This window comes from Hymenobacter siberiensis (assembly GCF_018967845.1).
GTDB lineage: Bacteria > Bacteroidota > Bacteroidia > Cytophagales > Hymenobacteraceae > Hymenobacter > Hymenobacter siberiensis.
The window spans coordinates 3111924-3123638 of sequence record NZ_JAHLZZ010000001.1; the positions used below are offsets into that span (position 1 = coordinate 3111924).

Annotated in this window: 10 protein-coding genes; 3 read left to right on the forward strand and 7 right to left on the reverse strand. The window is 56.7% G+C overall.

What is annotated here, in order from left to right:
* Positions 1–261: 261 nt before the first annotated feature.
* Positions 262–429 (forward strand): hypothetical protein, encoded by a 168-nt coding sequence (locus tag KQ661_RS13545; protein WP_216727271.1) that lies wholly within the window; start codon positions 262–264, stop codon positions 427–429.
* A gap of 856 nt (positions 430–1285) precedes the next feature.
* Positions 1286–2389: a hypothetical protein gene (locus tag KQ661_RS13550; RefSeq protein WP_216727272.1), complete on the forward strand. Its 1104-nt coding sequence runs from the start codon at positions 1286–1288 to the stop codon at positions 2387–2389.
* 1000 nt (positions 2390–3389) lie between these two features.
* Here KQ661_RS13550 and hisIE read toward each other — a convergent pair.
* The 7 genes from hisIE to hisG all read right to left on the reverse strand — a co-directional run bounded on the left by hisIE (position 3390) and on the right by hisG (position 10724).
* On the reverse strand, positions 3390–4058 hold the full coding sequence (hisIE, locus tag KQ661_RS13555; protein WP_216688839.1) for a bifunctional phosphoribosyl-AMP cyclohydrolase/phosphoribosyl-ATP diphosphatase HisIE: 669 nt from the start codon (positions 4056–4058) through the stop codon (positions 3390–3392).
* Positions 4059–4093: 35 nt separating this feature from the next.
* Positions 4094–4849, reverse strand: coding sequence for an imidazole glycerol phosphate synthase subunit HisF (hisF, locus tag KQ661_RS13560; RefSeq protein ID WP_216688840.1), 756 nt, complete (start codon positions 4847–4849; stop codon positions 4094–4096).
* Between the two features lie 39 nt (positions 4850–4888).
* A complete protein-coding gene (locus KQ661_RS13565) occupies positions 4889–5605 on the reverse strand; it encodes a 1-(5-phosphoribosyl)-5-[(5-phosphoribosylamino)methylideneamino]imidazole-4-carboxamide isomerase (RefSeq protein ID WP_216727273.1) in 717 nt (238 codons plus the stop codon).
* 32 nt (positions 5606–5637) lie between these two features.
* Entirely contained in the window at positions 5638–6225 is a 588-nt protein-coding gene (hisH, locus tag KQ661_RS13570) for an imidazole glycerol phosphate synthase subunit HisH (RefSeq protein ID WP_216726213.1), read from the reverse strand.
* A gap of 81 nt (positions 6226–6306) precedes the next feature.
* On the reverse strand, positions 6307–7413 hold the full coding sequence (gene hisB, locus KQ661_RS13575) for a bifunctional histidinol-phosphatase/imidazoleglycerol-phosphate dehydratase HisB (protein ID WP_216727980.1): 1107 nt from the start codon (positions 7411–7413) through the stop codon (positions 6307–6309).
* A 48-nt stretch (positions 7414–7461) separates the two neighbouring features.
* A complete protein-coding gene (hisD, locus tag KQ661_RS22890; RefSeq protein ID WP_317196111.1) occupies positions 7462–9861 on the reverse strand; it encodes a histidinol dehydrogenase in 2400 nt (799 codons plus the stop codon).
* A gap of 11 nt (positions 9862–9872) precedes the next feature.
* Positions 9873–10724 (reverse strand): ATP phosphoribosyltransferase, encoded by an 852-nt coding sequence (gene hisG, locus KQ661_RS13585; protein WP_216688844.1) that lies wholly within the window; start codon positions 10722–10724, stop codon positions 9873–9875.
* A gap of 442 nt (positions 10725–11166) precedes the next feature.
* On the opposite strand from hisG, the gene KQ661_RS13590 reads away from it, so the two are divergent.
* Positions 11167–11715 carry a Crp/Fnr family transcriptional regulator gene (locus tag KQ661_RS13590; protein ID WP_216727274.1) on the forward strand — a complete coding sequence of 183 codons (549 nt, stop codon included), beginning with the start codon at positions 11167–11169 and terminating at the stop codon, positions 11713–11715.

An 11715-nucleotide genomic window follows, 5' to 3' on the forward strand; every position in this document is an offset into this window, starting at 1 on the left:
TAAATTATAAGACAAATTGTATTGTGTAGTTAGGTTCGCTCTGGAAGGTTATCTAATACTCTTTTGGCTTAAGTGATTTTTGTTTTGTGTTGACTGGCTTTTATGAAGTACGCCTTGCGTTGGTGCTATTAATAGAGTGCACCCTGAGCATATTCTACTTTTAATTGTACAGCAGATTTAGGGTCATTGCACCAAATGCACAGTTAGCTTGTAGTACTCCCCAAAAGCTGGATAGGTTAAGCGGGTTTGTTTTGCTCGATTATGACCCCAACACGCACCCGTCGTCGCTACACGGTTGAGTTCAAAGCCGAGGTGGTACTTGCCGCCCTCATCGAGCGTAGGCCGTTGGCCGAGTTGGCCGCCCATTACCAACTGGCCACTACCCAAATCACACGCTGGAACCTGCAACTGCGCCATCAAGCCGTTTAGGTCTTTGCCGAAGCGCCCGTTTCCGTTGCAGCGGTGCCGGATGTGGAGTCCCTTTACGCCGCCATCGGCCGGCTGCAGATGGAGAACGCGCTGTTAAAAAACGCTGGGGTCATGTCAGTATTCCAGCAACGCGTTCTGGCCGTTCAGGGCGACGGGTGGCATTCGGTACAGGCCTGGTGTCAGGTTCTGGGCCTTCCGCGTAGTAGCTTTTACTATCATCCCTGTGGGGAAAGCTCCATCTCATGCGTTTGCTCGATGAGGAGTTCACCGCCCATAACTTCAAGGGCGTGCTGGTCCTGCGTGACCACCTGCGCCTGGACGGGTACGCTGTCAATGCCAAGTGCGTGCACCGGTTCCTATCTGCTGCGAGATGGCTCGGTCACCGCTCCGAATGAGTTCTGGTAGCACGGACATCACCCACGTGGTCATCTATTTGGTTTCGATTTTGGACTGGGATTCGCGTTATGTGCTGAGTTGGAACCTCTCCAATGTGAACATGCTTGATAAATAATTGATAATATAAAGTATAAAAAAGTAGAAAATACTGTATTTTATATACTTATAATTACTAATAATATTATCTCCCTCTCCTATTATTATTTAAACTGTGCAAACTTTATTATACAACAGGTTCGTCTAATATATTATAGATACACCGAAACATTATGCTCAAGAAAGTTTCTAAAGAATCTGAGCTCCTAAAGAAACTAATGAAACAGAGAATTCTACACTACGTATGTACTAGAATATGGTAATTAAACCCATGTACCATACGCATTGGATAAAAGTTCAAAATAAAAACTCCCCATCAAAAGCTTATAAAAGTATATAAAATAAGGGATTTTATATACTTTTTTTGACTAGTTTTGTAGATCATATAACAAACCCTCTTCGCCCCAATATGCCAAAACTAATAGACTACCCAAGGACTAACTACACCGGTGCGTGGGAACTAGCAGAGATTACCGATGACACGGGCGGAAAGTGCACAATAGAAAACGCGGCGAGAAAACTGAACAGGAAGGTCAGTGGGTCATTCAAAGCCATAATAGGCTCCGCAGTAAAGTTTGGACTAATAACTAGCAAACGCGAACTGCTAACCACAACCACACTGTTCAAGAGAATCAAGCATGCCTATGACAAAGAGGAGGAATTAACCTTTCACCGCGAAGCATTCCTTACCCCGCCCCTATTCACGCAAATCTGCCGCAAATTCCGCTCAAGAGAGCTGCCGGTACAGATGTTGGATGTGATGCTAATCCGGGAATTTGGTGTGGAAGAAATAAATGCACCAGGAGTAGCCAAAGCATTTGTGGACGGCTGCCACATGGTAGGTATTCTCGATGAACGAAACATCATCGCCGATATCGATGCTTTTAAAGCAGCACAGAATTCCAGACGTGAGTTAGCTAGCCCGCAACCCCAAACCAACGTATTCCGAGGGTTATCGGGAATCGACAACCTAATGCTCCAAGAACAAACTAACGGAGACTCAGATTTGAACGCTGCAACAACGATTGATACAGACGCATTGCAGAACGTTAGGAAATCCGACATCATACCAAACGAAAGCACCAATAATAAAACAAACAACCATGAAGGCGCAGATGCAGTTGCTAGCCTATTTGGATTCTTTGAGCCAACGCCAAAACAGGAGACGACCCTCAAAATAAAAAAGCTGGAAGAACCTGATGATATGCGCAAAAATGTGCGGCGCCAATCACCAGAAGTCCACGTAACACCTCCAATAGCCGCTTTGCCGATTACCGACCATAAAGAATACCAATTACAAGTTAGCGGCCCTGGGATAAACACAGTGCTCTCAATTACAGAGGAAGAAGACGTCGCCATAGCCATGGCGCTGCTGGAGAAAATAAGACGACAGCTAAAAAACCAGAAGCTGGGATGGTCCGAATCGCAGAAGATGCAATTCGATCCATCCCAGCTTAAGAAATTGTGAAGAAAGCAGATTAATTAATCAGCAGTATTGGATGTACTAATAGAATTAATTGTTTCAATCGCTATAATAAAGCTATTTAGAAAGTCCCCGAACAGTCATGCAGCGCGCAGCGCAGCATCTTGCTCGCATCCTCACGTTCAACGATGCGAGCAAGATGCTGCGCTGCGCGCTGCATGACCGGTTGAGTACCTTTTGTGACTTTCTAGACGGCTTCTATGTAAAGTCCTTTACTCAATTGGCAAATAGCTACCTTATTCTGGCTCGTTATTGACACGGTAATCAGCACCTCCTTGCCTTGTGAGTTTCTGATGCTAACGGTGCATCCCGCTCCTGCTGAATCAATTATCAGATAGTCACTGGCGGGATTTAGATAGAAACGAGTTCCATTCGCTGCAGTGGTTACAGCTGTGACCAGGATTGCGCAAAGGTTTGGTCTAAAATGGCCCTTAAGCCAATGGGGAGGCTCCGTGATGCTGGCAGGACACGACCATCACTACGAACAGATTTTGGTGGACAAAACGCCCTACGTAGTGAATGGCCTGGGTGCCCGCAACATTTACCGCGTAACCATGCAGCGCCTACCCCAGAGCAAAACCACGTTCAACGCGGACTTTGGGGGGCCATGCTCATCAATGCCAAGCCGACAGCCTCTCCCTGCAGTTCTATACCCACCACCAGGTGCTGGTGGGCACCTAAGTGCTGTACCCAACCCTGAGCACTGTGACCACCCTGTTTCCCGTGAATCCCAATCCCTTCGAGGAAAGCACGAAAGTATTGTTCTCGCTACCCAGCGCGGCCACCGTTCAATTGCAGATGCTTAACGCCATGGGCCAAAAAGTAACCCACCTGTTTACCTCAACTATGATGGTCCCGCCGCCGCCAGGTAGCATCGACTCACGTGGTCGCGCAATGCCTTGGCACCAGGGGTCTATTACCTGCAACTGTTGGGAACCGGCAAGCGACAGGTAACACGGGTAGCCGTTTTATAAACCTTCTGCGTTTATCCTTCCGTCAAATGCCGGGTGTTGGGCAGGCGGTGGCGCTCCTGCAGCACCTCGATAACTTCAGCCATGGAAACGCCCGAGGCCACGAGCAGCACGAGCAGATGGTAAAGCAAATCAGCTACTTCGCCCGGCAGGGTTTCGCGATGGCCGGCTACGGCATCAATAACCGTTTCAACGGCCTCCTCTCCTACTTTTTGGGCAATTTTGGGCAGGCCTTTGTTGAAGAGTGAAACAGTATAGGACGTGGGGGCACGCTCCGGAAACTGCTGCCGCTCCACAATCAACCGTTCCAACGCGCCCAGAAAGCCGATTGGCGCGGCTGGTGCCTGCAGTTGTTCCGGCTGCACAAAGCAACTCACCGTACCACGATGGCACGTCGGACCAGCCGGCAGGGCCCGAACCAGCACAGTATCCGCATCGCAGTCGATATGCGTGCTAACTACCGTGAGATAATTACCGCTGGATTCGCCTTTGGTCCAAAGGCGGTTTTTCGACCTTGAAAAGAACGTGACACGTCCCTCCTGCTGCGTTTTGGCCCAGGCTTCGGCGTTGAAGTACCCAAGCATCAGCACCTGCCCGGTATCAGCATCCTGAATAATGGCCGGGGCCAAACCGGTAGATGCATCAAACTGAAGACTAGTGGGCGAGGTGGAAGCAGCAGACATAAACAAGAAGTTAGAAAATATTATATACACAAATGTTACAGGCGCACGGCAATTCCTGCCGTGTGCAGATATTGCTTCAGCGCCGGCAAAGCGGTTTCGTTAAAGTGGAAAATGCTGGCCGCCAATGCCGCATCCGCCCCGCCAGCTTCGAAAACAGCGGTAAAATCAGAAGGCTGGCCAGCACCACCGGAGGCAATGACAGGAACGGATACGGCGTCGCTGACCGCCCGGGTCAGTTCCAGCGCGAAACCGGCCTTGGTGCCGTCGTGGCTCATTGACGTGAGCAGCAGCTCACCGGCCCCCAAATCGGCGGCCATGCGGCACCAGTCTACGGCCTGGCGGCCTGTGGGCGTAGTTCCGGCGCGGGTCATTACCTGCCACTCTTGGTCCACCAACCGGGCATCGACTGCCACTACTACGCACTGGGAACCGAAACGCCGGGCTAAATCCGATATGAAAGCGGGACGAGCCAAGGCGGCGGAGTTGATGGAAACCTTATCGGCACCGCTCAGCAGCAGGGCTTCCACGTCGGCCACGGTACTGATGCCGCCGCCCACGGTGAAAGGAATATCCAGCACGCGGGCGATGTCGCGCACCAGCTCCGTCAGCGGCTGCCGACGCTGATTGGTGGCCGTGATGTCGAGAAATACCAGCTCATCGGCTCCTTCGAGAGCGTAGCGGGCCGCCAGCGCCACAGGGTCTCCGGCATCACGCAGGCCTTCAAATTGAATGCCCTTTACGGTACGACCGTCGCGGACATCAAGGCAGGGAATAAGTCTTTTCTTAACCACAGAGAGGGATATTTACTAAATGCTAGGCATCAAAATCTACTACAGGAACCGCTGCAAATCGGCCAACGCAATGGTGCCCTCGTAGAGCGCCTTGCCGATGATGGCTCCGTGCATACCGGCCTCCACAAGGAGTTCCAGGTCGCCAATGGTGGTCACGCCGCCGCTGGCAATAAAGCGCGCCGTAGGAAACTGCTCCACCAGCAAACGGTAGGTGGGCAGCGATGGGCCTTGCAGCAGGCCGTCTTTGCTCACGTCGGTGCAGATAAAGGTGGTGCCGCCGGCCGCCAGGTAATCGGCCACGAAGCCGGTCAGCGTCAGGTCGCTCTGGTCAACCCAGGCATTGATAACGATGTGGGCACCTTTGTAGTCGGCTCCGAGAAAAATAGTATCGGACCCGTACTGTGCCAGCCAGGCCTGCACGATGGCAGGCTCGCGAACGGCCAAGCTGCCAGCGGTAGCGTGGGCAGCCCCGGCACCCAGCACCTGCACCAAAGCCGCCGCCGTTTGAATTCCCCCGCCGGCGTCAATATCGAGGCTGGTTTGGCTGGCAATGGCTTCCAGTACGGCTAGGTTGACCGGCTGGCCGGCGCGGGCACCGTCGAGGTCGACTAAGTGCAGGCGGCGCAGCCCCGCATCGGCAAAACGCCGGGCAACGGCTACGGGGTCGGCATCATAGGTGGTTTGCCGGGCAAAATCGCCGGCACTCAGCCGGACGCACTGGCCGTTGATGAGGTCGATAGCAGGGATAATCTCCACTGGGTAGGTTCTTGTTTGAGGATGAACGAATGCTACAGCGCCAGAAAATTGGCCAGGATGCGCGTGCCCACGCCCCCGCTTTTCTCGGTGTGAAACTGCACGCCGTAGAAGTTGCGGTGTTGTACCGCCGCGCTAAATGGGGCGGGATGCTCGGCCTGCGCAATGGTATATGGCCCCACGGGGGCATAATAGCTGTGCACAAAGTACACGTGGTCGGCCTCGGTAAGCCCAGCCAGCAATGGCCCGCGTAAATCCTGCAGGTTGTTCCAACCCATATGGGGGACTTTGTGGTCCGCGTCGGCGACGAACCGCTGCACCTGAAAAGGCAGCAGCCCGAGCATGGGCGTATCGTTCTCATCGCTGTGCGTGCCCAGCAGCTGCATGCCCAGACAGATGCCCAGGAACGGCTGGGTGAGGGTGGGCAGCACCAAGTCGAGGCCCGACTCCTGCAAGGCCTGCATAGCCGATGAGGCTTCCCCTTCGCCCGGAAAAAGCACCTTATCGGCGCGCCGCAATACTTCGGGGTCGGCGGTAAGAATAGGTTGCGCACCCAACCGCTCCAAAGCAAAGAGTACTGATTGCACGTTGCCCCCTTTGTAATCTACTACTGCGATTTCCATAATCGATTCCTGATTAACCCAAATGAATAATACTTTTTATTACTCATTTGGATATACAATAAATTGCCTAGCTATGCGGTGCTACAATATTCCCTTAGTGCTGGGAATAGCCGTAGAGGCATCACGCACCAACGCCATTTTAATGGCCTTGGCTACAGCTTTGAAAATAGCTTCAATCTTATGATGCTCATTATCGCCCTGGCAGGAAATGTTGAGCGTAGCCCGGGAGTTGTCGGTAAAGGACTTGAAAAAGTGGAAGAACAGCTCGGTAGGCAAGTCCCCTACCCGCTCGCGCTTAAATTCAGCGTCCCACACCAGCCAGGGCCGTCCGGCGAAGTCGATGGCCGCCTGGGCCAGGGCTTCGTCCATGGGCAGCAGGAAACCATAGCGGGCCAGACCGCGCTTGTCGCCCAGGGCCTGAGAGAAGGCGGTGCCAAGAGCCAGAGCCGTATCCTCAACGGTGTGATGTTCATCAATATGTAAATCGCCTTTTACACTTATGTGTAAGTCGACTCCGCTGTGCCGGCCGAGCTGCTCCAGCATGTGGTCGAAGAAACCGAGACCGGTGTGGATATCCGTCTGGCCGGTACCGTCCAGGTTTAGGCGGATGGCAATCTGGGTTTCGTTGGTGTTGCGCTCGATAACGGCGATGCGGGCCGGGTAGCGCAGGAAATGGTAGATGGCATCCCAGCTGGTGGTGGTGAGGGCGGCGCGGGGGTCGGGCTCCTCTCCTATCAGAATGGCCTGGCTGCCGAGGTTCTCGGCCAACTGGACATCGGTCAGCCGGTCGCCGATAACATAGGAATTGGGCAGGTCGTAGTCGTTGGCGGGGTCGAGGTACTCACCGAGCAGGCCCGTGCCGGGCTTGCGGGTGGGCAGGCCTTCGTGCGGAAAGCTGCGGTCGACGTGCTCGGCGGCGAAATGAACGCCTTCGGTGGCCAGAATATCGCGCATGAGCTGATGGGCCGGCCAGAAGGTGTCTTCCGAGAAGCTGGCGGTGCCCAGCCCATCCTGGTTGGTTACCAGCACCAACTCGTACTCGGGTAAATCGCGGGCAATGCGCGCCAGCGCACTGATAGCCCCGGGCAGGAACTGAAACTTATCGGGCGTGAGGCCGTCGATTTGCTGACTGGGCTGGGGCTCGACGAGGATAGTGCCGTCGCGGTCGATAAAAAGCGCCTTTTTCAACTCAATGGGATTAACGAGGTACAAGAAAAACGGGGGTCAGCCCGGTACTTATTGGATATTGGACGCGGCAATCGAAACCTGGGTTTCGGCCCCGATTTCTGCGAGCGCCTGTACGAGCTGGCTATTTTCGGCCGTGGTGCCCACCGTGAGGCGGAGGCAGCCGGCACAGCCGGGCTGCGTGGTACGGTTGCGCACCACGATGCCGCGGCTGCGGAGCTGGTCGTACACGGCAGTGGCATCAACCGTGAAGCGCACCAGCAGGAAGTTGGCATCGGAAGAAAAAATATGCTCCACGATGGCTACTTCGGCCAACTGCGCAAACAGCCAGCGCCGGCCTTCCAGTAGCTCCGTCCGCATTTCGGGCAGGCGCGGCGCGGCGGCCAGGGCCGCCAGCGCGTGCTGCTGGGTAGCGGCCGAGATGTTATAGGGCGGCTTGATTTTATCAAGATAGGCAATGAGCTCGGCCGAGGCGTACGCTACACCCAGCCGCAAACCGGCCAGGCCCCAGGCTTTGGAGAAGGTCTGCATCACGACCAGGCGCGGAAACTCGGCCAGGCGGGTAATCCAGCTGGGCGCATCGGCAAAGTCGGCGTAGGCTTCATCGACAATCACCAGACCCCGGAAGCTGCGCAGAATGGTTTCAACGGCTTCCTGCGCGAGCAAATTGCCGGTGGGGTTATTCGGCGAGCACAGGAAAACCAGCTTGGCATTGGAAGCCGCGAGTTTTTCGGCGGCATCGGCGGGCAGCTGAAAATCGGCGGTCAGCGGCAGGCGCTCCACGCGCACGTCGTTGAGGTTGGCGGCCACCTCGTACATGCCGTAGGTGGGCGGGCAGATGACGATGGCATCCTGGCCCGGCATACAGGTGAGGCGCACGAGCAGGTCGATGGCTTCGTCGGAGCCGTTGCCGAGGAAAATCTGGTTCGGCATCACCCCTTTCAGCCGAGCCAAATCGGCCTTGATGGCGCGCTGGTGCGGGTCGGGGTAGCGGCTGAAATCGTCGGGACCCACGGAGCCCAGGCTGTTCTCATTAGCATCGAGCATGACCGGGGCCATGCCCTCAAACTCATCGCGGGCCGAGGAATACGGCTGCATCCGCTCTACGCTGGGGCGAATGAGGCCGGCGTAGGGATTGGCGGGAGCAGTGGTTGGATTGTTGGCATCCAGCGATGCCAGCCGCAGGGTTACGGCGCGGGCGTGCGCGGCCAGGCCTTCGGCTTCGGCCATGGTCTCCACTACCGGGCCGATGGCTTGCAGGCCTTCGGCTGAGAGGCGCTGGAAGGTAATTTTCTTTACGAATGAATCGAGCGACACGCCGCTGTACTGGCGGGCGTAGCCGCTGGTGGGCAGCGTGTGATTGGTGCCGGAGGCGTAGTCGCCCACGGCTTCGGGCGTGAGGTGCCCCAGGAAAACGGAGCCCGCGTTGGTGACCTGGGCGGCCAGCGCGTCGGCGTTGTCGGTGGCCAGAATAAGGTGCTCGGGGGCGTACTGGTTGGAAAACTCCAGCATGCGGTTGGCATCGGCCAGCAAAATGGCACGGCTACTTTCCAAAGCCTGGGCGGCTACGTCGCGCCGGGGCAGCAGGGCCAGCTGGCGGGCCACTTCGGCCTGCACCTGCTCCAATACCGCGCTGGAATCACTCAGCACCACCACCTGCGAATCGGGACCGTGCTCGGCCTGCGACAGCAAGTCGGCGGCCACGAAGGCCGGGTTAGCGCTGGCATCGGCGATAACCAACACCTCCGAGGGGCCGGCGGGCATGTCGATGGCTACGCCGAACTCGGCAGCGGCCAGCTGCTTGGCGGCGGTCACGTAGCGGTTGCCGGGACCAAAAATCTTATCGACAGCCGGCACGCTGGCCGTACCCAGCGCCAGGGCCGCTACGGCTTGCGCCCCACCGGCTTTCACCACTTTATCGATGCCCAGCAGCTGCGCCACGAATAGAATAACCGGGCTCACCGAGCCATCGGCCTGCGGCGGAGTGCACACCACTACCTCGGGGCAACCAACCAGGCGGGCCGGCACGCCCAGCATCAGCAGCGTACTGAAGAGCGGAGCCGAACCGCCGGGCACGTACAGACCCACGCGCTGCACCGGCACGGCCCGGCGCGAGCACATCACGCCCGGCATGGTTTCAACCCGCAATTCGGGTTCGCGCTGGGCCGTGTGGAATGCTTCAATATTGGTTTTGGCCTGGCGGATGGCGGCTTGTAATTCGGCCGGAACCTGCGCGGCGGCGGCAGCGAATTCAGCTTCGGAAACCAGCAGGCTGGTCAGCGTGGCTTTGTCGAGCTCAGCGGCTAAGGTCAGCAGCGCGGCATCGCCGCCAGCGCGTACCTGCTCAAAAATGGCCCGGACGCGGGCGGCAACCTGGGGGGCTTCGGCGGCGGCGGGGCGCTGCTGGAGCGTGGCCCACAGGCTGGGGTCGGGATAGGAATATAGCTGCATGGCGAACCGGGTTAGGCAATCATCTTCTCAATGGGTAACACGAGGATGCCCTCGGCACCCACGGCTTTGAGTTGGCTGGTGATGTGCCAGAACTCATCCTCCTGCACCACCGACTGCACCGACACCCAGCCGGCCTCGGCCAGCGGCGTGATGGTGGGCGACTTGATGCCCGGCAGCAACCGGCGCACTTCCTCCAGGGCCGACACGGGGGCGTTCAGCACAATGTATTTGCTGCGCTTGGCGCGGCGCACGGCCTGCATCCGGAACAGGAGCTGCTCCAGCAGGTCCTGCTGCTCGGCCGTGAGATTGGGCTGGGCGATGAGCACGGCCTCAGAGCGGAAAACGGTTTCGACTTCGCGCAGGCCGTTGCCGAGCAAGGTTGAGCCGCTGCTCACGATATCACAAATAGCCTCGGCCAGCCCGATACTGGGCGCAATTTCGACCGAGCCGCTGATGGTGTGCAGGTTGGCCTGCACACCATGCTCGGCCAGGTAGCGGCCAAGGATATTGGGGTATGAGGTGGCGATATTCTTGCCCTGCAGTACCTCAATGGACGGGTAAGCATCGGCGCGGGGCACGGCCAAGCTCAGACGGCACTTGCTGAAACCAAGGGTTTCGACTTCCAGATTGGGGTAGCCGGCTTCCACCAGCACGTTCTGGCCTACGATGCCGAGGTCGGCCACGCCATCTTTTACGTAGCCGGGAATGTCATCATCGCGCAGAAACAGGATTTCGAGCGGAAAATTGGTGGCTTCGGTCTTGAGCTTGTAGGAAGTGCTCAGGAAATTGATGCCGCACTCGCGGATGAGGGCAAGGGAATCCTCGCTCAGACGGCCGGACTTTTGAATAGCTAAACGGAGCATGAAATGGGGTAACTGGCGGGCGCGGCCCAAATGGGGCACAGACATTGGATATCGCCCCAACGCAACCAAGGTGGCGCAAGGCTGAACTTCCCGCAAAATGAAACAGTGAAGCCCGGGGTACACACCCCGAACGCGGCGGTGGAGACTCGGGCAACCGGTGCTAAGCTAGCACCCGGCACACAGCCCGGCCTCCCACAGATGGTGGTCATGATGCACGCCCGCAACTGCCCGACGGCCCGTGAGCGGGGCAGCGGCAACAGCGCAAAGAAGGGCGGTGAAAATGGTCATCGGGCACAAAGGTAAAACGAAAACAGTATCGGTTCGCACAAACCGGCCTTATTTTGTTTCTGCTGCCACTACCATGGAACGGGCCGAAAGGTTTGGCACGGATCAAAAGATATTTTTCAGCCTACCAGCGCACTTACCGCAAAATCCGCAGCAAATGGCCCAATTCCTTGCTTTTATTGATGCTATTCAGCCAGTTAGTCCTGCATTGACGCAGGTCCTGACGGCTGTAGTCAAGCGGGAAATACTGCCGGCCCGGCACCTGTTGCTGCAGCCAGGCGAGGTGGCCCGGCGCGTGTACTTTTTAGAAACCGGACTGGTACGGGGCTATACGCTGCTGCACGGCCGAGAGGTTTCGTCGTGGTTTATGCAGACCGGCGACTTCGTGATTTCTATTCTGAGCTTCTTCACACAGCAGCCTTCAGCCGAAAACCTCGAATTACTGGAGCCCGCCGTGGTGCATTCCATTACTCATAACGAGTTGCAACAGCTGTACCACGATTTTCCGGAGTTCAACTACGTAGGACGAAAGCTGGTTGAAAAGTATTACGTACTCAGCGAGCAACGGACCCAGAACCTGCGCTCGCGCACGGCGGCCGAACGCTACGAACTACTGCTGCGCGACTTCCCCACGGTATTTCAGCGGGTGGCCTTACAGCACAGCGACCATCGGCAGTTCCAAATCAAGGCCTACCCCCGAAAATAA

Coding starts and splice junctions, on each gene's coding strand:
- KQ661_RS13545 (WP_216727271.1), top strand. CDS start 262: ATGACCCCAACACGCACCCGTCGTCGCTACACGGTTGAGTTCAAAGCC.
- hisIE (WP_216688839.1), bottom strand. CDS start 4,058: ATGTCTGCTGCTTCCACCTCGCCCACTAGTCTTCAGTTTGATGCATCT.
- hisH (WP_216726213.1), bottom strand. CDS start 6,225: ATGGAAATCGCAGTAGTAGATTACAAAGGGGGCAACGTGCAATCAGTA.
- hisD (WP_317196111.1), bottom strand. CDS start 9,861: ATGCAGCTATATTCCTATCCCGACCCCAGCCTGTGGGCCACGCTCCAG.
- hisG (WP_216688844.1), bottom strand. CDS start 10,724: ATGCTCCGTTTAGCTATTCAAAAGTCCGGCCGTCTGAGCGAGGATTCC.
- KQ661_RS13590 (WP_216727274.1), top strand. CDS start 11,167: ATGGCCCAATTCCTTGCTTTTATTGATGCTATTCAGCCAGTTAGTCCT.